Source organism: Enterobacter sp. ECC-175 (assembly GCF_043968675.1).
Lineage (GTDB): Bacteria > Pseudomonadota > Gammaproteobacteria > Enterobacterales > Enterobacteriaceae > Enterobacter.
The window spans coordinates 2,971,574-2,998,401 of the sequence record NZ_CP143776.1 but is presented as its reverse complement, the minus strand read 5'-3'; the positions used below and the strand labels follow the sequence as shown (position 1 = coordinate 2,998,401).

The 26,828-nt window shown below is 50.8% G+C and carries 24 protein-coding genes and 1 pseudogene; 21 read left to right on the top strand and 4 right to left on the bottom strand.

What is annotated here, in order from left to right:
• Positions 1 to 7: 7 nt before the first annotated feature.
• The 19 genes and pseudogenes from V1599_RS14290 (at position 8) to tssE (ending at position 19,797) form a co-directional block, all read left to right on the top strand.
• Positions 8 to 547, top strand: coding sequence for a DUF3828 domain-containing protein (locus tag V1599_RS14290; RefSeq protein ID WP_112013253.1), 540 nt, complete (start codon positions 8 to 10; stop codon positions 545 to 547).
• Between the two features lie 81 nt (positions 548 to 628).
• Positions 629 to 1,099, top strand: a complete 471-nt coding sequence (locus V1599_RS14285; protein WP_395300296.1) for a DUF3828 domain-containing protein — start codon at positions 629 to 631, stop codon at positions 1,097 to 1,099.
• Positions 1,100 to 1,441: 342 nt separating this feature from the next.
• The gene (locus V1599_RS14280) at positions 1,442 to 3,943 is read left to right on the top strand and encodes a hypothetical protein (protein WP_395301583.1); all 2,502 of its coding nucleotides are present in this window, start codon (positions 1,442 to 1,444) and stop codon (positions 3,941 to 3,943) included.
• Positions 3,930 to 4,511 carry a hypothetical protein gene (locus V1599_RS14275; RefSeq protein WP_146745804.1) on the top strand — a complete coding sequence of 194 codons (582 nt, stop codon included), beginning with the start codon at positions 3,930 to 3,932 and terminating at the stop codon, positions 4,509 to 4,511. Before V1599_RS14280 ends, V1599_RS14275 begins: the two co-directional genes overlap by 14 nt.
• 80 nt (positions 4,512 to 4,591) lie before the next feature.
• Positions 4,592 to 4,855, top strand: coding sequence for a PAAR domain-containing protein (locus V1599_RS14270; RefSeq protein WP_112013251.1), 264 nt, complete (start codon positions 4,592 to 4,594; stop codon positions 4,853 to 4,855).
• A gap of 2 nt (positions 4,856 to 4,857) precedes the next feature.
• Positions 4,858 to 6,066: a hypothetical protein gene (locus V1599_RS14265; RefSeq protein ID WP_395300295.1), complete on the top strand. Its 1,209-nt coding sequence runs from the start codon at positions 4,858 to 4,860 to the stop codon at positions 6,064 to 6,066.
• Complete coding sequence (locus V1599_RS14260) at positions 6,059 to 9,439, top strand: ImcF-related family protein (RefSeq protein ID WP_395300294.1); 3,381 nt, start codon at positions 6,059 to 6,061, stop codon at positions 9,437 to 9,439. Before V1599_RS14265 ends, V1599_RS14260 begins: the two co-directional genes overlap by 8 nt.
• Before the next feature lie 101 nt (positions 9,440 to 9,540).
• A pseudogene (locus tag V1599_RS14255) lies at positions 9,541 to 9,816 on the top strand (type VI secretion system protein TssA); the annotation flags it as partial.
• Between the two features lie 45 nt (positions 9,817 to 9,861).
• Positions 9,862 to 11,631, top strand: coding sequence for a type VI secretion system baseplate subunit TssF (gene tssF, locus V1599_RS14250; protein WP_395300293.1), 1,770 nt, complete (start codon positions 9,862 to 9,864; stop codon positions 11,629 to 11,631).
• Entirely contained in the window at positions 11,595 to 12,677 is a 1,083-nt protein-coding gene (tssG, locus tag V1599_RS14245; protein ID WP_395300292.1) for a type VI secretion system baseplate subunit TssG, read from the top strand. Before tssF ends, tssG begins: the two co-directional genes overlap by 37 nt.
• Positions 12,678 to 12,711: 34 nt before the next feature.
• On the top strand, positions 12,712 to 13,236 hold the full coding sequence (tssJ, locus tag V1599_RS14240; RefSeq protein ID WP_395300291.1) for a type VI secretion system lipoprotein TssJ: 525 nt from the start codon (positions 12,712 to 12,714) through the stop codon (positions 13,234 to 13,236).
• Between the two features lie 4 nt (positions 13,237 to 13,240).
• Positions 13,241 to 15,712 carry a type VI secretion system Vgr family protein gene (locus tag V1599_RS14235; RefSeq protein ID WP_395300290.1) on the top strand — a complete coding sequence of 824 codons (2,472 nt, stop codon included), beginning with the start codon at positions 13,241 to 13,243 and terminating at the stop codon, positions 15,710 to 15,712.
• On the top strand, positions 15,712 to 16,593 hold the full coding sequence (locus V1599_RS14230; protein WP_395300289.1) for a DUF6402 family protein: 882 nt from the start codon (positions 15,712 to 15,714) through the stop codon (positions 16,591 to 16,593). Before V1599_RS14235 ends, V1599_RS14230 begins: the two co-directional genes overlap by 1 nt.
• A complete protein-coding gene (locus tag V1599_RS14225; RefSeq protein WP_112010147.1) occupies positions 16,590 to 17,021 on the top strand; it encodes a DUF6201 family protein in 432 nt (143 codons plus the stop codon). The genes V1599_RS14230 and V1599_RS14225 overlap by 4 nt, the downstream gene beginning before the upstream one ends.
• A 116-nt stretch (positions 17,022 to 17,137) precedes the next feature.
• The gene (locus tag V1599_RS14220) at positions 17,138 to 17,443 is read left to right on the top strand and encodes a hypothetical protein (protein WP_395300288.1); all 306 of its coding nucleotides are present in this window, start codon (positions 17,138 to 17,140) and stop codon (positions 17,441 to 17,443) included.
• On the top strand, positions 17,433 to 17,990 hold the full coding sequence (locus V1599_RS14215) for a hypothetical protein (RefSeq protein ID WP_395300287.1): 558 nt from the start codon (positions 17,433 to 17,435) through the stop codon (positions 17,988 to 17,990). The genes V1599_RS14220 and V1599_RS14215 overlap by 11 nt, the downstream gene beginning before the upstream one ends.
• A 105-nt stretch (positions 17,991 to 18,095) precedes the next feature.
• Positions 18,096 to 18,479, top strand: a complete 384-nt coding sequence (locus tag V1599_RS14210) for a hypothetical protein (RefSeq protein WP_395300286.1) — start codon at positions 18,096 to 18,098, stop codon at positions 18,477 to 18,479.
• Positions 18,480 to 18,565: 86 nt separating this feature from the next.
• A complete protein-coding gene (locus V1599_RS14205) occupies positions 18,566 to 18,964 on the top strand; it encodes a hypothetical protein (protein ID WP_395300285.1) in 399 nt (132 codons plus the stop codon).
• A 383-nt stretch (positions 18,965 to 19,347) separates the two neighbouring features.
• A complete protein-coding gene (tssE, locus tag V1599_RS14200) occupies positions 19,348 to 19,797 on the top strand; it encodes a type VI secretion system baseplate subunit TssE (protein WP_395300284.1) in 450 nt (149 codons plus the stop codon).
• Positions 19,798 to 19,879: 82 nt separating this feature from the next.
• Here the strand turns inward: tssE and V1599_RS14195 are convergent, their stop codons facing one another.
• The 4 genes from V1599_RS14195 to V1599_RS14180 all read right to left on the bottom strand — a co-directional run bounded on the left by V1599_RS14195 (position 19,880) and on the right by V1599_RS14180 (position 23,885).
• The gene (locus tag V1599_RS14195; RefSeq protein WP_395301603.1) at positions 19,880 to 20,188 is read right to left on the bottom strand and encodes a hypothetical protein; all 309 of its coding nucleotides are present in this window, start codon (positions 20,186 to 20,188) and stop codon (positions 19,880 to 19,882) included.
• Positions 20,189 to 20,305: 117 nt separating this feature from the next.
• A complete protein-coding gene (locus V1599_RS14190; protein WP_146745745.1) occupies positions 20,306 to 20,446 on the bottom strand; it encodes an Ecr family regulatory small membrane protein in 141 nt (46 codons plus the stop codon).
• Positions 20,447 to 20,518: 72 nt separating this feature from the next.
• Positions 20,519 to 21,739, bottom strand: a complete 1,221-nt coding sequence (locus V1599_RS14185) for a diguanylate cyclase domain-containing protein (RefSeq protein WP_395300283.1) — start codon at positions 21,737 to 21,739, stop codon at positions 20,519 to 20,521.
• 16 nt (positions 21,740 to 21,755) lie between these two features.
• Positions 21,756 to 23,885, bottom strand: a complete 2,130-nt coding sequence (locus V1599_RS14180) for a putative bifunctional diguanylate cyclase/phosphodiesterase (protein ID WP_395300282.1) — start codon at positions 23,883 to 23,885, stop codon at positions 21,756 to 21,758.
• Between the two features lie 613 nt (positions 23,886 to 24,498).
• On the opposite strand from V1599_RS14180, the gene V1599_RS14175 reads away from it, so the two are divergent.
• Both V1599_RS14175 and zntB read left to right on the top strand, forming a co-directional pair.
• Entirely contained in the window at positions 24,499 to 25,494 is a 996-nt protein-coding gene (locus V1599_RS14175; RefSeq protein WP_395300281.1) for a methyl-accepting chemotaxis protein, read from the top strand.
• A gap of 144 nt (positions 25,495 to 25,638) precedes the next feature.
• Positions 25,639 to 26,622 carry a zinc transporter ZntB gene (gene zntB, locus V1599_RS14170; RefSeq protein ID WP_112010138.1) on the top strand — a complete coding sequence of 328 codons (984 nt, stop codon included), beginning with the start codon at positions 25,639 to 25,641 and terminating at the stop codon, positions 26,620 to 26,622.
• The last annotated feature ends 206 nt before the right edge of the window (positions 26,623 to 26,828 follow it).

The following is a 26,828-nucleotide window of genomic DNA, read 5'->3' as shown; positions in this document are numbered from 1 at the left end:
GTCGTAAATGAAATCATTAACTCATAAACTCCGCATTGCATTTCTTTTACTATTTTCGCTTTCATTTTCAAATGTTTCACTAGCTTATGAATCAATAAGCCCCGAGAGTGTTGTACATGATTTTTATTCTGCATATCTTCAGGATAAATCAGGTGGTAACGAAGCATTAATCAAAACATATGTCTCTGAACATTTAGCAAAAAGCATCAATGACTCCACCATGTGTAATTATGATTCTGATGATTCAATTCCTGAATCAAAGTTGGCCAAAAAATGTTCACAGAAGCACGAGTGTAAACAAGAAGAAGATAATTATAGCTGCGACTGGAGTGGGATTTGGGTTGAGACTTATGTCAACTATTTCACAAAATCACAAGATGTGCTTTCCTCGTGGAGGACAAATATAAACACTTTTGATGTTACACAAAAAGGAAGCGATTCATTGGTTGACGTTGTTTTGGGTAATGGCTCTGAACCTAAAGCAAGATTTAAAGTGTCACTTAAAAAAGAAAATGGCAGCTGGAAAATTATCAGCGTAACGAAATGATATTAAGGTTGTGTGAGGTGATATTTAACTATTCAGTTAGATTAACAGAAATATTGAATTAAATATTTTGAAGAGGTGTTTATGTTGAAGGGAATTTTGCTTGCTTGTTATTTACTTTCTGTGCCATATATTGCTTTGGCCTCGGGTGAGAAGATTTTGTCACCTGACGAAGTTGTAAGTACATTCTACCATGATTACCTGGTCGCAGAAGAGATGTCTGACATGGAATCAGCTAATGATCTCTCTCTGAAAGCAATTGCTAAATATACAACTGAACATCTTAGAAATTTACGAGATAATGATGATTCAGGTGCAGATTATTTTGTCGATGCTCAGGATATATGTGAAGAATGGAAAACCAATATTGGTACCAAAACAGTCCTAGCCAATGATCATATGGCAGTGGTAAATCTTAGATTAGGTTATGGGAAAGGTACGTCTCTGTATGCTGTTAGTTTAGTAAAAGTCGGAGGCAAATGGTTGATCGATTCTGTTAAGCCTACTTTCAAAGGCAGTATTTATTGTCCCCAACAGTTTGAAGGAGATAACTAAATGCTTAATAAGGATATCGCAGTTGGCGTTCTGAACACACAGGCGCTCGCTAGAGCCAAAATTAATGCTGAGAATTTTAAGAAAGGAATTGATAAAAAGCTTAAATACGGCGAGTCGAAATGTGCCCGTTATGTTAAAAAAGCATTGATTGCTGGCGGGGTATCTGTAAAAAATTCTGAGATTGAGTCAGCTAAAAACTATGGTCCATGGCTGATAGAAAATAACTTTAAAGTTGTAGATAACGCCACAACAGTTAGTAGCGGCGGTGTATTCACAATTTCTGGTCAGCAAACGGGTGATGTAGTTGTCATTCAGGCTGCACCACATCATGTGCATGGTCATATGGCGATGTTTAATGGTACTCATTGGGTATCTGATTTCGTTCAGGAAAAAGGTTTCTATCCTGCTCAGATATATCGAGACCAAAACACTCCTTATAAACTTTACCGGTACTCTGACAACAACAGCCAAGTTCAGGATGCATCTGTTTCCCAAAAAGGAAAAATCAAAATAGTCTGGCCGATCCCCTCTAATAGCCGGGGAAACGAGTTTAATAATTTGGAAGATATCCTCAGCCATTTAGCTGGCGAGTCTACTGGACTGTACACAATTGGCCGCAGCGGCATGTGGCATGGTGGCATCCATATCACCGAAGCCACAACGCCATGGTGTGCTCTGAGTGGTAAAGCTCCGCTGGAAGTGATGGATTTCCCGGTACCTTTTAAAGGTGAACAGGCGATACGCTGCATGGCAGATGGTGAAGTTGTTGCCTATCGCGTCTGCAAAGATTACCTGACGCTGGGGTGGGAATCCGGCCCGCTGAGTTTTTCAGGGTCCTTCGTACTTGTGAAGCACTATATCCAGCCGGGTGAGAAAGAAACTAGTGGGTTACATTTCTACACCCTATACATGCATCTGGCCCCATATTCTGCTTACACCGTCAATCCGGCAGAAACAAAGTGGACTCTACAGGACTCACTTTCAGCCTACGAACCAGAGTGGGTGATGTCTGCCAGCACAAAAAACAAAGATCTCAGCGACAGCTATTTAAAAGGCACAATGCCGAAAGGTGCAATTGTAGAATGGAATAAGTCTGACGGAAGTCTCCATACCGTCGCGTTCAATAACCGCGAGTACGGCCTGGTGACCTTTGTCAGTTTGTCAGAAGATGCGGTAAAAAAAGGCAATAAAACATCCTTTAAGCCCGGTCAGCAATACTGGATTTTGGTTGATAAGAACAATATATTTCCGGGTGCCAGCGGCGTCTCCCAGCCTTCCTGGTGGCAAAAACTGATGCCACCAGCGAAAGAGGCAATGAAGTTCGATGAGGTTGTATGCCCGACGCCTTACGCCATTAGCGCCGGTGACCCTGTTGGTCACATGGGGTATTATCAGGCACCAAAAGATGGTGGGTATGAGGCGCGTTATCAGGTGCATATCGAATGCACGAGCATGGACGACAATCTGGAAAAATTCCTGACCAACCCCGAACAGGTGGGGGAGAAGAATCCGCTCTGGCTGAAGTACGAACCTGGCATTGCTCTGTATAAAAAAGATGTCGCTACTGGAAAATTCACAAAAGATACCAAAGCGACCACCGTGACAGGGATCCTTCCTCTGAGTCAGGTGCAAACTGAAATCGATAAGACGACCAAACAGGAATACTGGCAACTGCGACCAGAAAATGCTTATGCACTCAAAGGGCAGGCGGAACCACAGCTTTTGTCACAGTATGATCTGGCCAAACTGGGTTTCAGAACTGAGATCGCAGAGCCGACCAGTTTTGATTATCTGGATGGAAAAAGCCAGCCGACTGGATTCTTCCGTAACCTCATAGATTCACTCTATCAGTCAGCTTCAGCGGATAAGCGAACCAGTCATGCCCTGGTAAAGCATAATTACCAACGTTTGCTGGATAAAATTGATAGCGGAAGCGACAATTATTCGCCAATGGAGTACTGGAGAGCCCTCCATAACCCTGACTATCGTGACGTCATTATGAAAAAGATAGTAAAACATCCCAGCGACTGGTACTTCAAAAAAGACGATGCTATCTGGCAACCATTCCTGAATGCGCTGAAAAAAGAGGCACCTGAGTGGAAAAAGTACAGCGAGGATTTTCTCGACAAGGTGGCATGGATGCAGGATCTTACAACAGAAAAGCTAGGACCTTCGTTATGGCATATGCATCCAATTATTTTTTTAGGCTCCATCCGCCAATCAGTAAGAAAAGGGTGGGCCCACAGCAAATTTGGTGATTTCCTTGGTAGAGTGGAGTCTAAAAATGACTACAGTGCATTTAATGTGCACGTTACTTACAAACCTCATTACAAAACAAAATTAACAAGCATGACAATCAAAGAGGTTATGACATCTCAGGAAGATGATACATCTATAGGCATGTTTGCCACTGGACGATTCCAGGTGGTTCCCAAAACTCTTAAAGATGCAGTGAGTAAACTTAACCTAGATGTAAATGCTCTCTATGATGAAGAAATGCAGGATAAAATATTTAATGAGTATCTTGTAAAATTAAAGCGCCCTGCAATCATTAATTATCTCGAAGGGAATGGAAGCGTTGAAGATGCTATATATGATTGGGCCAAAGAATTTGCATCTGCTGGAGTTCGAAAAGGTAAAGAGATTAGCCCTTCGAAAACTGAATTTGAAACAAATTCGGATGGTTCTTTTGTAAGGGACAAAAAAGGTAACAAGATACATAAGAAAAGATATGCTCAGGTAGAGGGGGTATCATACTACTCTGGTGATGGGATAAATAAAGCTCATCTTAAACCTGACGATATGGTCAAAGTGCTCAAGGATTCAAAAAATGAAGCTATGTAAACTTACCATCCTTCTTACCACTATTATTTGCTTCTCTACATTAGCTAATGTAGGAGAAACTCCAAAATTTAAAGAACACAATGTAATATTAAGTCATGGGCCATTTGCATCAAAAATAAAATTAACGGGTGAGCAATCTAGTAAATCTAATGACTGGAAAAAGTTAATGCAAAGTCAACTCAGCAAGGAAGTCAACTTTGCAGGGCACTATCGACTTTACATAAGTGAGAAAGGTGAGTTACCCAAAGATTGCGGTGTTAATGGTTGGGTATGTGGTTGGGTAATTGATAAATTATCCGGGGCTATAATTTCGGAATTGCCGATATTTAACGGCAACACAAAATATTACTCAACTATTGATAATGGTACTCCATCCCCTGATCCATTTTCTGCCGAGTTTTACCCTAATAGTAATCTAATTTGGATTGGCGGTGAAAACATCCCAGAATCGAACGTTGGTAAAATATCTCTAGGCGATAAGAAATGTTCTAACAGTGCATATGTATTTGACCATCAATCATTCCAAAACATCTTTCAAGGCGAATGTGAAATAGATAATGGCGGCTGACAAAAATTAGCTAACATAAATAATCCTGCTAGTACCTAAAACACATCTCGCTAATAAATTCAACAGCAAGGAAACTTAATATGCTTCAGATAATCCGAAAAGGCGATAAGACTACTCACGGTGGTTCTGTAATGAGCGCGTCTGAAACCATGAAATTCGGCGGCATCGGTGTTGCCCGTAAAGGCGACAAAGTGTCCTGTCCGGTTCCGGGACATGGCCCGACAACCATCATAGAAGGCAATCCTGCTTATCTTGACCATGGTATTCCGGTTGCATTCCACGGTCACAAATGCGCCTGTGGTTGTACGTTGATCAGTTCATTTGCCGCAGCAAAGGTTGCCTGATTATGCCCGTTTGGCTGGATGCCATCCCTGAAAAGGCCCCTAAGATAGCACGTCCCGGAACCCGCCGCTGGCTGCTGTTCCTGGTATTTATCATGCTGGGGGGCATAGCACTCACTCTATGGTGCTGGCGGTCGGAGCGAACCGGATTTGTCTTTTGGTTCACCGCACTGGGTCTTCCATTTTGCACCTGGGGTCTTATTTTTGGTTTACGCCGGTTTGCCTATAAAGCCGAACAGGTGGGGGCCCAGTCCAGGAATGTCGAGCGAGAAGCACTCATTGACAGTGAAATTCTGCGCGGTCAGCGCTGCGCCTGGATCCTCGGTACTTATATCCAGAGTCCGGCGGGAAACAAAACCGACGACTTGCTGGAGGTGATGAAAGTCGCCGCTCCCGCTATCGGCTTTTCGCACCCCAGAGGATGCGACAAACCGGTCAGGTACGCGGCATTAACAGAATATCAGATGGATTTACCGAAAGCGTTGAAAGCAGCGGTCATCAAGCTGGCCGCGCGTGTGGAAGTAATTGTTCAGCCACTTCCTTCAGAGCTGCCATGCTGGCTGATGCTGGACTGTGACAATGACCTTTATCCCCTGGTTGAAGAGCAGCTAAAGGCCGAGCTTTCACTCAAAACCGGCAGGATATTTCGCCAGATGTTCGGAAAAGGACTGGGCGCATTTGATGCCTGGTTGGACAAGCGATGGGACAATGCGGGCATTCTGGTTGCCATAACGCTATCGTTACCGGCCTCGCCCCGGGAAGAAGACGCTGATGCTGTCTCGATGGTAGTACTCAGCAACCGTAAGGCTCTCGCATATTCGAATGCATTACGTCTTCATCGCCCGGAAAGAGGAACTGAAGCCACGCTCACCAAAACGCTTAAACGTGCGTTGCTCTGGGCCAATATTGGTCCTGCCGAACTCCGGGGAAGCTGGATTTCTGGCCCATGTTTGACCGCAGGAAGCGGCTGGAATAATGCCTGCGAGGCGGGCAGCGTGGAATTTAGTCTTTCTGAAGACAACCTCAGTATCGACCCTGTGTTGGGCTACACCGGCCATGCAGCTCCGTGGGTCGCCATCACGCTTGCCGATGCGGCATTTGAGCAGCGCGGAGTACAGGTTATCGCCGCGCAACCCGCTGCCGACAAAGACGACGTCTGGATCGCCGTCATCACCAAAGAAGAAGTTCGCAAGGAATCGCCTAAGAATGTCTAAGGTAAAAGTTAAAACACTCATCGGCTCCGTAGTGACTGTCGCGTTTTTCCTGAAGGTTATTGTGGCATTTCTGTTTTATGCCTTTCCGGAAAACGTCGCCTCGGCCACCGGATTCGGTCCGTATGACGGCCAGCGCATACTCACGTTCTGTGCCATACTGGTTGCCGCGCTGTTTTTACTCGGCTGGCTGACAGAAAAGGCTTTCGACTTCGCCGGTAAATCGGGGCTGTACCTCCACTGGGGGCAGAAAAAGTCACAGATTACCGCTCCCGTAGCGAATACTATCGCCAGCGTAGAAGACGACGAAGAGCCAGTCTTCAGCGAAGACGCGGTGTCCGAGCACCTGCTATTCCGCTATGGTCGCCGCTGGCAGCGTAAGGTACGAATTCTGCTGGTGATGGGTAATCCGGACGACGTCCAGAAAGCGGCCCCGGGCCTGTGTCATGACCTCTGGCAGGAAGGCGACGGCAACGTGCTGATCTATGGCGGTGATGCGCAGTCACTCCCGGATGAGATCTTCCTTTCAAAACTGAAACGCCTGCGTTCCGGGCAACCGGTTGATGGCATCGTCCAGGTGATGAGTACCTCAGCCCTCCCGACGGATAACGAACGGGATGCCTTCTTGCGCTGTCGCCAGAAAGCCGACTACCTGTTGGGCTGGCAGGCGCCCGTCTGGCTGTGGCTGACCGACAAAGCCACCGATGCTCAGCAGGACGCGGAAACGGCTGCGACAGGCGTCATATTCGGGCCGGAAGGTACCGTGAAAGGCGCGGGCGAAGCGTTTTCAACACTGGCGCTACACCTGCAAAAAGCGGGTATGGCACAGATACTGAATAATCCGGCACATAACGGCCTGCTTCAGTTGTCCTCTCGTCTGCGGCACGAGCTAAAAGCCAGTCTGACCGTTTTGCTCAGCGGTCTGATGCAGGGGTCTGCGGCCTGGCGTTTACGCGGTGCCATGTTCAGCCCGGAACTGGCCGCTGCCGGAACGGTGCCGAACACGCGCCTCGACACGCCGACCTGGAAAGCCGTCGTTGATGACTGTGATGCCGTCAGCGGCAGAAAGCTTGGCTTCGACGGGCTGAAGATGCTGCGGTTAATTCTGCTTTCCCTGATCGTCCTCTGGGGGGCCGGTACGCTGCTGTCCCTCATCGTTAACCGTACCCAGATTTATCAGGCGCAGGAAACGGCGAGGCAGGCGGCGGATACCTCGCTACCGCTGGCTGAACGTCTGCGTAATCAGCTTGTTCTTCAGCAATCCATTGCCCGGCTGCAGCACCGTGAAGAGACAGGTGCGCCGTGGTACACCCGATTTGGTCTTAATCAGGACGGCGACACCCTGGCTGCACTCTGGCCGCTGTATGCGAAAAATAACGCACAGCTGATGAGAGATGCCACCGCAGATCGTATCAGACAGCAGCTGAATGCCTTTGTGGAGCTTCCTCCCGCCAGTGATGCCCGTACGCAGGGCACCCAGCATACCTACGACGTGCTCAAAAGTTACCTGATGATGGCCCGTCCGGACAAAGCGGACGCGGGGTGGCTGGCAAACAACGTAATGACGGCCTGGCCAAAACGCCAGAATGTGCCGGACGGCATGTGGCGGGAAATAGCGCCGAAACTACTGGGCTTTTATGCGCAGAACCTCCCGACGCACCCGGAATGGAAAATTAAGCCCGATGCAGAATTAATCAGCACAGTACGTCAGATCCTGCTCAAACAGATTGGCCAGCGGAACGCTGAGTCCGGGCTGTACCAGGACATGCTTAAGCGCGTGGCCAGTAACTGGCCTGATTTGACGCTGGCGGACATGACCGGTGATACCGATGCCTCAACGGTATTCAGCACCGACGACGCCGTCCCGGGCATGTTTACGCGCCAGGCCTGGGAAGAGCAGGTTCAGGATGCAATTGATGAGGTGGTCAAAACCCGCCGTGACGAAATCGACTGGGTACTGACGGATAAAACCCACCAGGCCGGGAGTGATATCTCCCCGGAAGCGCTGAAGGCCCGCCTGACGGAACGCTATTTTACCGATTTTGGCAATGCGTGGCTGAATATGGTCAACAGCATTCAGTGGCAGGAAGCCACATCACTTTCTGAAGCGATTGCCCAGCTCAACCTGATCGGCGATGTCCGCCAGTCGCCGCTGGTTGCACTGATGAACACGCTGGCCTGGCAGGGCAAAACCGGACAGAAAGGTGAGGCGCTGGCGGATTCAATAGTGGATTCAGCGAAAAAGCTGGTCGGTAAGAACAAAAACGCAAAACAGTTCATTGAACAGGCGCAGGGCCCTAAAGGCCCGCTTGATGCGGTGTTTGGCCCGCTGATGGGGCTGATGGAAGGGAAAGAGGGCACCGGTAGCAACGGTAACCTCAGCTTCCAGTCGTGGCTTGCCCGCGTCACTCAGGTACGGCTGAAGCTTCAGCAGGTCACCAGCGCACCGGATCCGCAGGCTATGTCGCAGATGCTGGCCCAGACCGTGTTTCAGGGAAAAGCCATCGATCTGACCGATACCCGTGATTACGGCAGCCTGGTTGCGGCGAGCCTGGGCCAGGAGTGGAACGGGTTTGGCCAGTCGCTGTTTGTGCAACCGCTGGATCTGGCCTGGCGACAGGTGCTTGCCCCGGCTGCGGGTAGCCTCAATGCCCGCTGGCAGTCGACCATTGTCGATCAGTGGAATAAGGCTTTTGCGGGACGCTATCCGTTTAAAGCTACCGGCAGCGATGCCTCCCTGCCGCTGCTGGCGCAGTTCCTGCGCAGCGACTCGGGTCGAATCACCACCTTCCTGAAAACTAATCTGGGCGGGATCCTTCACCAGGAAGGGAATCGCTGGGTCGTTGATCCGTCTGCAAGCCAGGGAATGGTGGTCGATCCCGGGTTCCTCCGGGCGATTAACCAGCTGGCGGAACTGTCCGATATCGTCTTCTCTCAGGGCGATGCGAATGTTCATTTCGAGCTGATGGCACGTCCGTCTCGTGACGTTGCTCGCGTACAGCTTTCGCTTGATGAGCAAAACCTCGACTACTTCAACCAGATGGAAAGCTGGCAGAGCTTTACCTGGCCGGGAAATACGTATTATCCGGGTGTTAGCCTCAACTGGCGCAGCGTTAACAGCGGTATGCAGCTTTACGCCAGCAACCAGGGGAACTGGGGCTTCATTCGCCTGCTGGACAAGGCACTCATCACTCCGCTTGATGCCAGCCGCACGCAGCTGGTGTGGATCACCCCTGACGGGAATCCGCTGAAGTTTGTGATGCGCAGCGAGCTTGGCGACGGTCCTCTGGCGTTACTGAAGCTTCAGGGGTTCACTCTTCCTGAAACGATCTTCGACGTCGCCGCTGACGTCGCTGACGCAGAAGGATTCCAGTGACGAAGGGCAATCGACGTCAGCGCACACCGCCAATGGGTAAAACGACGCTTTTCGAAAGCGGTCGTGAGATTTATGAAAGAGACTAACAAACGGGAAAAACAATGAGTTCACCGGAAGAGCTGTTAACCGCCTGCGCCAACGACACAGAAGAACAGAAGCGCCTTATCGCCCGGGCAAGTGACGCCCTGTCACACTGGGATAACTGGCTGCTCCCGTTCATCCCCGGGTCTGAAACCGGGGACGATCCGGCATACGACGATAATTTTCAGTTAATGCGCGAAGAGATCAATAAGCTTTCGGGCACTGATTCAGCGCTGCTGTGCGAGCTGGCCCAGACATGTCTTTGCGAATGCGCCAAAGACATTCGCGTCGTGACGGTGCTCTGTGGCTAATTTTTTTAAATACTTTCAGGAAATTCGTGCATGGATGATTTAACTCTGCGCTATTACGAAGCAGAGATGCGCTACCTGCGTGAAGCAGGTAAAGAATTTGCCCGGGCCCATCCGGACCGGGCAGCGATGCTTAATCTGGATAAAACCGCCGCGCGCGATCCTTATGTGGAGCGCCTGTTCGAAGGCTTTGCCTTCCTGATGGGCCGTCTGCGTGAAAAGCTGGATGATGACCTGCCGGAACTGACCGAAGGATTGGTGAGCCTGCTGTGGCCGCACTATATGCGGACTATCCCGTCGCTGGCTATCGTCGAATTTTCACCTGACTGGCGTAGCCTGCGCCAAGCCGAAATGCTGGAGGAAGGTTTCTCCGTTCTGTCGCGCCCAGTAGGGCCGCACAAAACAGCCTGCCAGTACCGGACGACCCGTGATGTTCCGCTGCAGCCCCTGCTCCTTGCGGACGCCCGTCTGCACACGGAAACCAATGGACGTTCGGCGATTCGCCTGCGCTTCGAATGCCCCGAAAAAGTGGACTGGAGCAAAGCCGGGATCGACAAGGTTGCCATCTTCCTCAACGCGGAGAGCCCGGTCAGTTCAGCATTGCATCTGGCAATGACCCGACGCGTACATACCATGTATGCCCGTCATGCCGGGACGCACACTGAACGTCATCCGTTTGACGGCTGGTGCAAACCGATGGGCTTTGATGACAATGACGGCCTGTGGAAGAAAGCCGATACCGCTTTCAGCGGTTACCAACTGCTGCTGGAGTATTTCAGCTTCCGCCAGAAGTTTATGTTTATTGAACTGCGCGGTCTGGACACCATCGGGCTCACTGCGGCCAGCACCTGGTTTGAAATCGACATTGTGCTTAGCGAAGCATGGTCATCCGATCTGCCGTTTGATACAGAAAACTTCCGGCTGCACTGCGCGCCGGTCATTAACCTCTTCACGCTGGAAGCCGACCCGCTGACGCTTGACCCGCTGGAAAATGAATACCTGCTCAGGCCGCTGCGCCTTCAGGATGGCCACACCGAGATTTACAGCGTCGATAATATTCATGGCGCGCTGAAGAATGGCAAACATCCGTATGTGCCGTTCACCAGCTTCCGACACCGTGGCGGTATGATGCGCCACGATGCCCCTGAGCGTTACTTCCACACCCGGGTGAAGCGCGGCCCCTCTGGACTGTATGACACCTGGCTCATTCTCGGCGGGCGCTCGTTCGAACTGGAACAGCTGTCCGAAAAACCGGAGTCACTCTCGATGCGGATAACCGGCACCAACGGTCAGCTCCCGCGTAAGGCGCTGGAAAGCACGCTGCTGGACAGGGTGGTCAAGGCAGGAAAAGTGCCCGTCAGGGTATTGAACGTTACCGCACCGACGATGCCGCTGTATCCCCCGGCAAACGACCGTTTTCACTGGCGGGTGATGAGTCATCTGGGCTCAAACTTCCTCAGCATGATGGACAATCCTGAAGTGCTGCGCGGCACGCTGGCGCTGTACGACTGGACCGATGACGAGATGAACCGACGTCGTCTTGAAGCAATCGTCGCCGTGAAGCACACGCCGATCCGCCGTTTTGAGAAGGGCTTTATGCTCCGGGGCGTGGACATTGAGGTCACGCTGAACATGGATAATTTTGCAGGCGAGGGCGATGTGAATCTCTTCGGGGAAATGCTGCACCGGTTCTTCGCGCTCTATGCGGATATTCACCTCTTTAACCAGCTCACGCTGGTACTGCAACCGACAGGAAAACGACTGAGATGGCGCGAGAATCACAGCCAGCACGTACCGGGCTGACGCTGGCCCTTAATAAATATATCTGGCGGGCCAATTTCTATCGTTTCTGCCAGCTGCTGGAGCAGGAAAATCCGGGCGCGCCAAAGCTTGGCTCGACCAGCCATCCGGGTAACGACCCGGTGCGCTTTCGGCCCTGGCCCGGAATGGGGTTTCCGGTAGGCACGTTGAAAGCGGTTGAGACCGACGAAGACCATCCTGAACTGCCGCCGACCGTTCGCACCACTTTCCTGGGCATGTATGGCGTGGACTCTCCTCTGCCAACCGCTTACCTGGATGATATTGCGCAGCGGCGGGAAGGACACGAGGCGGTCACCTCGTTTCTGGACATCTTCAGCCACCGCATCACCACGCAGTATTACCGGATCTGGCGAAAATACGCGTATCCGGCCACCTTCGAGGCCGGTGGGCGCGATGCCACATCACAGTGTCTGCTGGGGCTGGTGGGACTCGGTATTCCGGGCACGGCCGAACGGGTGGCAACACCGGTTTCCCGCTTTCTGGCCTTACTCGGTACGATGCGCTTACCCACCCGTAATGCGGAAGGTATCCGGGCCCTGGTGAGCCTGCTGGCACCGAATACCCGGGCAATGATCACTGAACCCGATCCGGTTAAGGTCCATATCGACAACCGCAGCGGCCTGGGTCGCGAAAGCCGCGTCCGTCTTTCTCAGCGCGCCACGCTGGGTAAAACGGCGAAAGAAGCATGTAGCCGGGTACTGGTGACGCTGGAGACCGAGGATCCGGACGAGGCGGAAGGCTGGTTACCCGGTGGCGTCCTTCATACTGATTTGCTGGTTCTGATGCGCGTCTATCTTGGCTACCGCAGTGATGCCCGACTGCGCCTCACCGTACCCGTGAGGCTGTTGCCTGAGCCTCGCCTGGATAAAGGCAGGCGTATTCAACTGGGCAGAACCGGCTTGTTAGGGCTGAAAAAAGGCAAGATCAGCATTAGCCGTGAGAGCCTGACCGTGAACCTGGGGCGCTATGAAGGGCTGCAGTGTTCTGTACGGTCTTCAGCTCAAGACGGACATTACCGCTTCGATTGATCACGTACACCATCCCTCAATAAAGGAACTTTGAATGGAAACAGTAACCCGCTGGCAGGCTCTGACGCTTATTGCCTGCGGTCTGCTCGCAGGCTGCGGCCTGACGCAGACCGTCACGGACGGCACGGTCAGCATCACGAAATCCATCTTCTACAAGAAAATTAACACGCTGCATCTGGATTTTACCCCGCGCACGGCCATTAACGCCGATGGCGCACAGACGCCGCTGGCGACCATGGTGCGGATTTATCAACTCAAAGATCGTAAAGCGGTGGAGACCGCTGATTACCAGACGCTGCTGCGCAAGGCTGATACGGTGCTGAAGGAGGACGTGCTGGCGTCAAAGGCGCTGCTGGTGATGCCCAACGGCAGCGTGACGCTCAATATGCCGATGGATGAAGACGCGCAGTTTGTGGCGGTGGTGGGTCTGTTTAACCGCCCGGATATGCAGGACAACCGCTGGCGCCTGGTGCTGACCCGTGACGACCTCGACCCGGACAAACCCCGCACGATTGAGCTGGGCGACGGCTGGCTCAGCCTCGTGCCGGTAAAGGAGTGACGTGATGGATAACTGGCTGGCGCTATTTGACGGACAGACCCGCTATTTTCTGGATATTTTTGACAGCCAGGTTAAGCCGGACGTCCTGCGCTTTCGCGGCAGGGAGGCGCTGAGCGAGCCGTTCAAATGGGACATCGAGTTCACCACGCCGCAGGGCAACCTCGTTCCGGAAGACGTGCTGATGAAATATGCGTCATTCCGTATGCGCAGCGGCAAAACTGTCCACGGCATGGTGACCCGCCTGGAATGGCTTTCCACCACAGCAGACCAGTCCCGCTACCGGCTCACGCTCCGCTCCCGCCTGGCGCTGCTGGAGCACACGCGGCAGTGCCGTGTTTTTCAGAACCAGTCCGTGCCGGAGGTGGTGGAGCAGGTGCTGCGCGGCCACGGGCTGGAGGGGCCGGACTTTGCGTTCCGGCTGGAACGTACTTACCCGGCACGGGAGCTGATTACCCAGTGGCGGGAAACGGACCTGGAGTTCATCCAGCGCATTCTGTCTGAGGTGGGCATTTACTGGCGCACCGAGATGGACGACGAGCGCGGTCTGGATACGTACATCTTCGCCGACAGCCAGCTTCACTACCGGTTTGACGTGCGCCTGCCTTACCGCGAGCCATCGGGGCTGTTTGACGGTGCGGCAGAGTCGGTGTGGGACGTGCGGACCTGGCACAGGGTGGTCCCCGGCTCCGTCGCGACCCGGGACTACAACTACCGTACCGCCGGCACGCCGATGGACGCGGGGGTCAGCGTGCGTAATGATGCGGTCACTACCGGGGAGCACTACCGCTACGCCGCGCCTTACCGCGAGGCGGGTGACGACGCTGACCCGGAGCCGGAAACCGAATCCGGGGCGTTCTATGCCCGAATCCACCATGAGCGGGAGCTGAATAAATCAGCCCGCGTGCACCTGTTCAGCAATGCCTCAGGCCTCGCGACCGGGCAGGTGCTGGAGCCGCAGGGGAACGTCATTGCGGCCCTGAAGGAGGGCGTCCTTCTTACGCTCGTGACCTTCCGGGGCGCAAGAGATTCCCGGCTGCACGTGTCGGTCCGGGGCATGCCCTACACCGAACGTTACTGCTTCCGTCCGGCGGAAATCCCGCGCCCTGAAATCCACGGCACGCTTCCGGCACGCGTTGAGAGCCGGGAGAAGAACGACATTTACGCGCACCTGGACGAGCACGGGCGCTACCGGGTCAGGCTGGACTTCGACCGCGAAGGCACGGAGCAGGGCTTTGGGTACCTGTGGCTGCGGATGGCGAAGCCGACCGCAGGCGATACGCTGGGCTGGCACACGCCGCTTACCGACGGCACCGAGGTGGCGATAGCGTACAGCAACGGCGATATAGACCTGCCGTACATCGCATATGCCTTGCACGACTCCGAACACCCTGACCACGTCACGCGCGACAACCACACCCGGAACATCCTCAGAACCCCGGCGAACAACAAGCTGCGGATGGAGGACCGGCGCGGCGAGGAGCACGTTAAGCTCGCCACGGAGTACGGCAAAACCCAGCTCAGCAGCGGGCACCTGGTGGACGCGCAGGGGCAGCCTCGCGGCACGGGTGCCGAGCTGCGCACCGATGAACACGGCGTTATCCGCGCCGGAAAGGGGCTGTTTGTCAGCGCGGACGCACAGCCAAAGGCGCAGGGCGAGGCGCTGGACATGAGCGCCGCCCTGCAGGAAATCGACAGGCTCAACCAGCAGCTGCAGCAGCTGGAAATGGCGGCAGAACAGGCGCAGGCCCTGAAGGCGGACGTTGACAGCCAGATAGCGATGTTTGCGCAGCGGCTGAAGCCGCTGAACGAGGCACTGATGATGTCGGCCCCGGAAGGGATGGCGCTGACCAGCGGTGAGCATCTGCAACTGGCTGCAACCAAAAACGTTGCCATCAATGCAGGCGGCGATATCAGCGCCGGCGTCATGGGCAACATGACGGCCCTGGCGGGAGAAAAACTGGGGCTGTTCGCGCGCACCGGGCAGCTGAGCCTGAAGGCCAGCGAAGGCCCGGTGGAGATGCAGGCGCAGAATGCCAGCCTGCGGCTGTTTGCGGAGAAGAAGCTGACGATGAGCTCGGCGAATGACATCTCCTTTGCCGGGAAAAAGCGTGTCACGCTGATCGGCGGGGGCAGCTACCTGCGTCTTGAAGCAGGAAAGGTGGAGTACGGTACGACAGTATCGTATATGCGCAAAGTGAAGCGGACGATGGCAGCAGGAAGCAATACCTTGGATCAGGGACCGGCTGAAATGCCCGCTCCATTACCAAATTTATCATGTGGTCTGAATACCGCATGTTTCAGGGTCATAGATTCCTTAACAGGAACTGAAGATATGGAGTTTGCATATCAAGTTCAGACATCTACAGGCAAGGTGCAGGGAAGAACTGATTCAGCCCTAACGCATACAGTTAATTCAGACTTAGAAGAAAACGTAAACCTGGATTATGTTTTCCAGATCAGAGCGGGGACAAGGTAATGGCAGTTTCATCAACGACCACAACTAAAGAGCAGGAGCATAAGGAAAAGAAAGTCAGTGTTGATTTCTTCCACATTGATATGATCCCCAGTGCAATGAGAAAAATGGGCTGGGAAATGGCACCCAAATTAATGGAGCATTGGTTCAGCATTTCCCCAGCTTACTCGTTTAACAAAGAATCAAAAACTGAATTTCTTAACTGCGATGCAAGAAATATCCCCCTATCTAAGGTGAATGATAACATCGTGAAAATGGTATGGGCGAATCAGTTTCCCCAAGTGAAAAATGGCATCAATGAGCTTAGGTCATCGTGGAACACCATAAATAGCAGAAAGGTATTAAAGAAGCATATTTCCAATATAAAGCTTTCGGAAGGCGAAACTGTTAAATTTGGGTTTTCGGATGATGTAAAGGAATTAGATGCAACAACGCAAGCCAACTTTCTTATAATTGGCAGCAAGTTCGATACAGTTAATAATTGGTATGGCGCGATTGGAAACTGTAATTTAAAGGTATGTGTCCGTGGAACAGTCAACTTGCTCAATGGTGTACATACTCTCACCATCGAGTTTTTAGGATTTTATATTAAAGATACATATGACTTTTTAGATGATGATAAATTCGGCATCGACATACCGGAATCATTAGGTGTTTGGGGGAAGGACCGAATTCTAAATAAGGCGGAAACGCTATCGTATATGTCATCGTATGGATCAGGTGCATTTGGTTTATTAGTGCGAATGTTTTACGGCTTTGTACCGGTTTTTAACTCGGATTTTAGAAAGTGGCAAAATAAACATAACACTGGCGGTGACTATATAGTTTTTTCTGATGTACTCTGGATGCCTCCATTAGATAAAGACCGACTGGTGATTCTATGATGAAAATGAAAAAGTTGAAATTAGTCCTAGTAATCATCCCAATTTTAATATTGTGGATGATTCTATCACCTACAGCCTTTTTTGGAGATTTCAACAAAGCACACGAACAAATTAGTGAAGATGGGAAATACAAAACTGTGGCTTACTATGTCTTGCCCACCACTCCAGTATCGTTTTTCCAATGGGCTATCGAAGGCGATGTTTTTTTGGTATTGTATGATGCAGAAAATAAATATTTAGGACAAAGCTCACCATTTGTATTTACAGATCAATATACTATCTTTGGAAATGATATACTCTTCCCTGATGATGCGGATGGTACAGAAAAATCACTATCCCTTAACGGGGTTAATGATTTCACCGAAGGCTACACAATTCCAGTAAAAAATAAAAAATGGTGGAGTGTTTTCTACTCATTTTTTTACTGAGTAGTAAATATAATTTTTTGTATAAAAATGGAATGAACTCACTGAAAGTTATGTGCGAATTTTTTTAGAAAAAATATAGCAAAACTAACGATAGCATTCCTTAATTTGCAAAAGGTATGGCGAAAGCCGGTCGTGTTGTTCAGGTTGTAGGTATAGTATTAACAGCATATGATCTTGAGCAGGCGACTGAAAAATCCATAAAAACTGGAAGTGTAAAATCTATTAGTGCAGAAGTTATTCGGCAAGCTGGTGGTTGGGGTGGATTTGTTGCTGGAGCAAAAATAGGCATTCTTGCTGGAGCCGCTGTGGGGGTGGAAACAGGACCAGGTGCAGTCATCACTGGACTTGTTGGTGGGATAATATTCGGTGCGGCTGGATATTATGGGGCAGACTGGGTTGCGGATTACATTGATGAAAATTAATTTATTAAGTTTGTTTACAAAGAAAAAGATTCAGAGTGATTTTCCCATTGGTCAGTTCAGTGCTTTGCCAAAGGAGGAGGGAGGCTATCCGTTATTTTTACCTATGGAGAAAAGTGATGTACATGCTCACTCAGCTCAATTTATGATAAAGCCTGAAGATCTGTCAGTTATTGAGCATCTTATTGAATTATTTTTTCATGGAGCGCTAAGAATAAATGAGGAAAAAGAAAAAATTGTTTATCACAATAAAACTCTCATCTGTTATAGATTTACAGAATTTGGGCAAATCATAGTAAAAGTCATCACAAATGATAATGATTTTGTTAAATGTCTTTGTGATAAAGGCTTAGAACCTCCAGAACCAGAAAGTGTTTTCCCTGATAAGGACTTTGGTAATTATGGTAGTCTGCAAGGAGATATAGCGTTCTGGTGGGATGTATATTGGGAACCTTTTTGGAAAAGTTTGAATGAGAGAGAAAGAAATGAATACCTCGGACGAAGCAATTTTTCGGATGATATCGTTGAATTTTTGAAGTTCCACGGTTAACTTAAAGACATACAACATCATTTGCTTCGAATATCCGAAATTCTCTATATAAACTTTACAAGTTAAATATGGATGAATATTCATTCTGGAAGGGGTAGGATATAAGTGAATAAGCACTTGCAAAAAGTATTCCTCCTGATCTTTATCTTAGCCATCATCCTTTCTTTGATTTTGATGGCTGTTAAGATCTTGGCTTATAGGGGCGCAATAAAGAATGATTCAGTATGGAGTCGAGATAAAAAGTGCGAGCTAGTCACTTATATTCCTGATTATCGCCCATATGGTGGAATTGGACGAGTATTGAGGTTGTTTTCTAATCAATCCTTCTTTATTGTGTATGACCAGAATGGAAAGAAAATAAAAAGCTCTGCATGGTACTTTTGGCAGTCTCAATTTTCTGATTTAGTGGCGCCAGAATGGCATGGACAGAACGCAACTTATCCTACAAGTGATGGATGGGACGGATGGAATATTCCTGAATGCGGTTAATATTATAGCAATTCATGTTTAAAACAATCAAATCACCAGATGTGACAATATTGGCATTGAAGAATATTCATTGATGGATTAAAAACATGCTTAGCTCAATCAAGTTTATAGTGAAATTGACACTCTGTTTATTTGTATCAATATCCATTATTCTCCTGTCAATAAAGACACTGGCTTATAAGAAAGCTACACCCAGCGAAAAGATATGGAGTGAAGGCAGCTCTTGCTATGCCATTACTTACATTCCTAACCACAAGCCTTTTGGCGGGGTGGGTCGGGTATTGCGTCTTTTTTCAAATCAATCATTTTTCGTCGTCTATGACAAAACTGGAGAAAAAATTAAAAGTTCAGCTTGGTATTTTTGGCAATATCAGTTCTCTGACCTAGTTGCGCCTGAATGGTCAGGCATCGACTTTCTTTATCCTTCGGACAGTGGTTTTTCAGGCTGGACTTTACCTGAATGCAAGAAAATAAAAACATTATAGCAAAACTGATGATAGCCTTCCTTGGGTGCATCACCGTCCTGGTAGTTCACAATTTTGGTTACGAATGGTATAGGACATATTTTACACCAAGGAGTAGGGGGGTAGGGCTTGGATTTGTAATGTTCTACATGAGATATGTTATCATTCCTACTACATTCCTGTCTGCATTTATAAAACCAAAGCACTCTTCAGTAATTTTTGGCTTGGTTACTGTCTTCATGATTTATTTATGGCATGAAACCAATCCTCTCAGGATTATATTAATGCTTATCTCCTGTTCGGCAGGATATGTATTAGTGATTTTATTGAAGTATGTTCAGGAAAAAGCAAAATAAACCGGTCCAAAGCATAACTAGCGTAAAGTATTTGGAAACCCCATAAGCATGAGATATAAATCACCGTCTCTATACGAAATACTTACTGGCAACTTTACAGGGGATCTTCCCCTTGAAGTTGTAAACGAAGACGACCAGGTCATTTTATCTGTACTGGATAACATCCAGCGTATCTTAAACGCCCGGGCCGGTACTGTATCCCATCTACCAGATTATGGTTTACCCGATATGACCAAAATTCTGCAAGGCATGCCGGGTACCGCCCACGAACTGATCGATATACTGGCCAGTGTCCTGCTCAAGTATGAACCCCGTTTGCAGTCACTCAATGTCACTTTACTCGAACAGCAAGTGCCGGGTGAATTGCGCTACGCCATTGACGCGGAACTGGGTGGTGTCGGGCTGGTGCGGTATGACACCGAGTTTATGCCAGAGGGGAAAGTCATGCTCAGGCATCTGAAACAACAGCAGTATCTTGACGCCCGTTCTGCAATGTAGCGCTTACCCTGGCGAAAACTGTGATGACAATACAATCTGAATACCACTTCCAAACCGGTGGCGACCCGCGGACGTTAGCGGATTATGCTGCATTCTGGAAGTGCTGCTCTCCCGGCAGTGGGGAAACCTCTGGACGCAGCCGGTCCATGCGTGAATGGAAATTCACAACACCCTCAGCACACGACTTCAGCAGGTGATGCGCACGCTGACCCTGACGTACGCCGATTTGAGCCAGTTGTACCAGGCGGAAGCGCCCGAAGAACACCCCTGGCTCTACTGTCAGTTCGCTATGACCTGCTGAAACAAAAAACGGTGGAATAGTCCTGTTATACTCCTCGCTTATTTTCATCTGACGCGAAACAGCGATACGGCCCCAGACATGGTGAATCATTCCCGCGACCGTAACCACCGGACCCCGTGGATCTTTCATGAACTGTCTTTTGTAGAAAAATACTTTATAAGCGAGGACAATCTTATAGCACGTTAAGAAAATATTCGTGTGCCGGTATTACGGTGCCTCAATAGTCGGATACAGGCTATTTTCAAGATAACTTACCCAAATCCATATCTCACCGCTGAAGATAAACCATAGGCCGAAAATAATCAGGCAGGTAATGATTAAGATGAGTATTAATTCGGTTTTGCCCATTTAACGCTTTACCCACCTTAATGTATTTTTTGAGTGGGGCATTGTAGCGGGGCTTCAATCAATACTCCAGCGTCATGCGGCAAGGACCTTATTACGGCCGTCATTCTTCGCGCGATACAGTGCGTCATCCACGCGTTTGAAAAGCTCGTCAATGCTTTCGCTTTGTTCATGCCGCGCGACGCCAATGCTGACGGTAAAACGCGGCAGGCCGGGGATCGTGATGCGCGCGACGGCGGCGCGGATCGTTTCGGCGATATGTATCGCCGCATCAAGAGGCGTACACGGGAGCAGGATCACGAACTCCTCTCCGCCCCAGCGAAACACATAGTCCTCTTCACGACAGCAGGCCTCCAGCGTGCGTGCGAGGGAGATTAGCACTTCATCCCCCTTCAAATGGCCAAAGACATCATTGATGTTCTTGAAACGATCGGTATCGACCAGCAGCAGGCTGAGCGGCTGCGGGCTGGGTATCTGGGATTCGATGATGTTGTAAAACTGTCGGCGGTTGAGCAGCCCGGTCATCGCATCATGCTGCGCCGCATGCTCAAGCTCGAGTTCAAGCCGCTTTTGTTCGGTGATATCGTGGACGATGCACAGCATTAGCTTATCGCCGTAGATCTCTATCGGTCCTGCATAGGTTTGAACGTGCCGGGTTGCTCCATCAGCAAGACGATGGACGAAATTGAGCGGTTTATGCCCGCCGGGCAGGCGCGATATCTCGGTCATAATCGGCAATATATCGCGCCCCATCGTGTTAATTTCCCAGGTATGTTTGCTGCACATTTCGTCATGGGAATAACCGTAAAAATTCAGCGCCGCAAGATTTGCATCTACAATTTGGCCTTCCCGGGCCGGGTCGATTAACAGCATTGGGGCAGTGTTGGTGAAAAAAAATCGGGCGTAGAAACCCTGCTTTTTACGCTGATAGCTTGCTGAACGGCTGGCTTTCAGCCCGGTCTGTGCTCCCGGTTCAATACCTTCAAAAACGATGACCTCGCCGTAAGGCGCAAGCTCGGAAAGCGTTAAGCGACAGCTGAGGGGAGCGAGCCGCGCGTCGCGGCACACCGTCCAGATTTCAACGATTTCGCGGGCATTTTTTAAATCAGGCACATACATTGAAAGCGACGTTTGCGCGCTGGCGGAATAATGTCCACCGCGCATTTCTTCAAGCGTGCGGTTTCCCATGACCCGTGTGGCCGCCGCATTCGCAAAAAGAATGCGTTCGCAAACGGGTGAAATCACCCATACCGGCGTATGAATCAAGTTCAGCGCATCGAAGTCATGTTGCGGCATAGGTCATTCCTTTTCTTCAGCCATGATTTTTCTGCGAAACGGCAGGCGATTCGGTAGGCACTTTACCAATAGGTATAATTTGTTTATCGGAATTTTTCTGCAGCAATAGCCACGGAATTTGCTCAGCAGGCAAAGGGCGGGAGAAAAGATAGCCCTGTAAATAATCACATCCCAGCTCCGTGAGGATGTCCCGCTGCTGCTGCGTTTCGATACCTTCCGCGACAACGTACATTTCCATCGTCCTTGCAATCGTTACAATGGTTTCCACCAGTTTACGGTTTTTAGAATTATCAAGCATTGAGCTGATGAAGGACTTATCGATTTTAAGCTCTTTTGCAGGCAGCACGCTCAGCATCAATAAGTTCGAATAGCCTGTGCCGAAGTCATCAATAGAGACGGTAATCCCGTCCCGGTTAAACGCATTAAGCAACTCAATGCTGCGGTCGAGGTTTTTAAGCGCGGTACTTTCGGTGACTTCCAGAATCAGCCTGGAGGGGGAAAGGTTATATTTCTGCAGCGCCGCGGAGACAATCTGGAAGATATCCTGCTGCTCGAACTGTGCAGAGGATAAGTTTAGCGATAGCGTCCACTGGCTAAAGCCCTGTTCCGTCCAGAAGTTCAGCTGTCGGCACGCCGCTTCAATGGCCCAGTTCCCTACGGGGATAATTAAACCGGTTTGCTCGAGCGAGGGTAAAAACAGGTTCGGCAGCAAAACGCCTTGCTCCGGATGGCGCCAGCGAAGCAGGGTTTCGAAGCCGTGTATGGCGTTTTGTTCGGCATGCCAGATGGGTTGGTACCACAGTTCAAACTGGTCTCGCGCAAGCGCCTGCGACAGCTCCTGCAAAAACGCCGGTTCGGTGGGGGCCGCGGTGGACATCTCAGGGCGATAAACCGACCAGCCGTTACGGCCTTCGCGCTTGACATGCTGCATGGCAGCATCGGCCTTGAGCTTCAGCTCATGCAGCGTTTCACCATGGTCCGGGTAAAGACTGACGCCCGCGCTGAGCGTGCAGGTCAGCGCATGTCCGCAAAGCGTGTACGGCCTGCGCACATCCTCAAGCAGGGAAGGAAGCAGCGAGTTCAGCGTTTCGCCGTCGGCGTCTGGCAGAAGTAATATAAACGCATCACCGCCCAGACGCGCCAGCGTCATGTCGCGGCTCAGCCCGGCGGTGATGCGCTGCGTAACGTTAACCAGCAGTTCGTCACCCACCTGATGCCCCCAGGTGTCATTTACGCGCCTGAAGTGGTCTATGTCCAGAAAGGCCAGGCCAAACTGCTTCTTATTCAGCAGCGCATTATGCAGGCAGTCCTGGAGCTGCTTGTCCATCTGCTGGCGATTCACCAGCCCCGTCAGGGTATCAAAATTCGGCTGTAGGGCGAGCTGCTGGTTTAGCTGCCGCAGGTTGTCCGTCAGCCGACCGGTGCGCCAGTGGGAATCTATCAGCGAAATAATCAGCATGATCCCAAGAAGGCATAGGGTAGTGACGGACACCCAGATTGAAAGGCCCAGCTCGCTAATTCCGCCCGGCAGCGTGCGGGACATATCGTGGAAATGCGCGGCGCTCATGCCGGTGTAGTGCATGGCACAAATGGCGGCGGCCATGACCAGCGCCGCCGCGATGCGGTTGATAAATACGCCTTTGTGTTTATCCCGCAGGTGAAACGCCATCCACAGCGCAGCGCCTGAGGCAACAATCGCAATCACGACAGAGAGCAGAACCATCCGTTCGTTCCACATTATTCCCTCATCAAGCATCAGCGCCGCCATGCCGACGTAATGCATGGATACCACGCCCGCGCTGAGTATCAGCGTGGAGAGGAGAAGGCGAAGGCGTGAAAGGGATTTTCCCGGCACGACGATATTAATTGCCAGGGTAGAGGCGAGCACCGCTACGCCCAGCGAGGCCAGGGTAAGCCAAAGATGATAGCTCACGATCATCGGCATTTTCATCGACAGCATGCCGATAAAATGCATTGACCAAATTCCGATGCCTAGCGTGACGCCGCCGGCAACGCGCCAGAACAGCGCGGCCCTGCGGCTGGAAAGGCGAATCTTGCCCGCGCTGTCTAACGCAACGAACGAGGCGATAAACGCCACCAGAAAAGAGATGGCTATTAAAATAGGGTCCCACGATACGTTAAGCATTATGCAATCCCGCGCCAAAAGAGTCTGAGTAGGTTTATCGGGCATGTCGGATGGCAGGAGATGACATGCTCGCTCAATAAGATTAGTGATTTATCGTTTAAAATGACCAGCACAAAAACAGATATTATGCGGGTCCGCACTATACGATATATTTTTGTGTGCCCATCATTAAGCGTCGCTAAACACTTTTCGGAGAAAGTTGCAATACGCCTTAAATAATCGCGACGTCGCATCGTATGGCTAAAGTGGAGAGTATCTCGTCTACATTATCTGAGCCAGCGGAACGGAGGAAGGTGAAAGGTATTTCTGCTAATACGATGCTTTATCACGCCCTAAGGTAAATTGCGCCAATCAAGCAGCGAAACGAAAAACAGGCGTCGAACGTGAGGACAAAATTCTGGCGTGGTGCTATAAAACCTAATGCCGATCAAAATATAAAGTCGTGGTAACGATCATGCTTAGAAATATGAGCGTCAGAACCTTTATCGTCTATTTTTTGCTGTTTGGTTTTTTGATAAATGCGGTCGTGTTAGCTTTATTTTCAAATAACGCCGTGCTTGCCATTTCAATCAATGTGATAGACTTCACTATGTTATTCCTGCTTTGGGTATACATGACAAAATATCTTGTGACGCCGATCAATACTGTGAAAAAAAGTATTGAAGAAGTCACCTCCGGTAATCTTGCCGTTTCGATTCCAGAGTTTGGAAATAACTGCGCTGGCCGTTTAATCCCGGGAATTAATAGCTTATCCAGCAATATCGCGACGCTGGTGCGCGAGATCAGGGCCTCATCCCAAACGGCCATGACCCTCTCAGAGCAGCTTTCTTCGCGCAGCGCCCAGCTTTCGGTTAAGACCGAGCAGCAATCAGCTTCGCTCGTACAGACGGCTGCCAGCATGGAACAAATGGCGGCGAGCACAAAAAACAATGCGGATAACACCCGCATGGCCAGCGAGCAGGCAAGCGCGGCAACGCTTCAGGCGCGAAAAGGCGGCGAGCTAATGGGGCAGGTTGCGCATAACATGCAGTCCATTACCGAGTGCGCTCAGCAGATGACGGAGATCATCTCCCTCATCGACGGCATTGCTTTTCAGACCAACATCCTTGCTCTCAACGCAGCCGTTGAGGCTGCCAGGGCGGGCGATCACGGTAAAGGGTTCTCGGTTGTCGCGGGCGAGGTTAGAAGCCTGGCACATCGCAGCGCAGAGGCGGCTAAAAATATCAAAACGCTTATCGACGTCACCAGCAATAACGTGACGCAGGGTGTCACCGTGGTGTCGCAGGCTGAAAAAAATATGCAGGAGATTGTGGCGGGGTCGAGTAACGTCAGCAAACTGATGGACGACATCTCGGCCTCAACGTTTGAACAGGAGAAGGGCATTTCGCAAATTACCCTTGCGCTGTCTGAACTCGAGCGCGTTACGCAGAGCAATGTTGCGATGGCGGAAGAGCTTAACGGTTCGTCCGACGTCCTGCGTAACCAGGTGATTGAGCTGCAGAGCCGGACGCGAAACTTCCACCTCGGCAGCGACGTTCCGCAAGTTGATTTTTCACCCCGCGTTGCGCCGCAACCGCGGCTCTCCACCCCTTCACCATCCTCATTCTGATAAAGAGAAAGCCGGGCTACGCCTGGCTTTTGCGTTTCCCCGCGGTCAATTTCTCAACCTATTCAGCGTGATGCCCACATAATTATTGCTTAACGTTGAGCGAAAGCTAGACTGACACCGTAAGAGATGAAAGGTGGAGGCGGTGTGGAAAGCATTAAAGGATCTGAAGTTAACGTTCCTGACGCGGTTTTTGCGTGGGTGTTTGACGGGCGGGGCGGCGCGAGGCCGCTGGAAGACGGTGATGACATTGACGGTGAACATCCGTGCTGGCTGCACCTGAACTATACGCACCCTGAAAGCGCGCAGTGGTTAGAAACGACGCCGCTGCTGCCGAATAACGTTCGCGACGCGCTGGCGGGCGAAAGCCTGAGGCCGCGCGTCAGCCGCATGGGCGACGGAACGCTGATCACCCTACGCTGCATTAATGGCAGCACCGACGAACGCCCTGACCAGCTCGTAGCGATGCGTCTCTATATGGATGAAAGGCTGATTGTCTCTACGCGCCAGCGCAAGGTGCTGGCGCTTGATGATGTGGTCAACGATCTGAAAGAGGGGACTGGCCCTACCGATGGCGGCAGCTGGCTGGTGGACGTGTGCGATGCGCTGACCGACCATGCCAGCGAATTCATCGAGGAGCTTCACGATAAAATCATCGATCTCGAGGATAATCTGCTCGATCAGCAAATTCCGCCGCGCGGCTTTCTGGCGCTGCTGCGTAAACAGCTGATCGTGATGCGCCGCTACATGACGCCGCAGCGCGATGTTTACGCGCGCCTTGCCAGCGAGCGTCTGAGCTGGATGAATGACGATCACCGCCGCAGAATGCAGGATATTGCCGACCGTCTCGGACGCGGTCTGGACGAAATTGACTCCTGTATCGCCAGAACCGCGGTGATGGCCGATGAGATCGCGCAGGTGATGCAGGAATCGCTGGCGCGACGGACGTATACCATGTCGCTGATGGCGATGGTGTTTTTACCGAGCACTTTTTTAACCGGGCTTTTTGGCGTCAATCTGGGAGGGATCCCCGGCGGGGCTTATCGGTACGGTTTCTCCGCCTTTTGCATCATGTTAGTTGTTTTGATTGGGGGTGTAACATGGTGGTTGCATCGCAGTAAATGGTTGTAAAATTGTGCTTTTTCGCCGCTGTACGCGCCTCAAAACGACATTTTAATTGAGCGAAGTCAATAAACATCCGCCCCGTAAGGTGCAATATTGGTCCCGCAGGTGAATGCAACGTCAAGCGATGGGCGTTGCGCTCCATATTGTCTTACTTCCTTTTTTTGAATTACTGCATAGCACAATTGATTCGTACGACGCCGACTATAATTAGT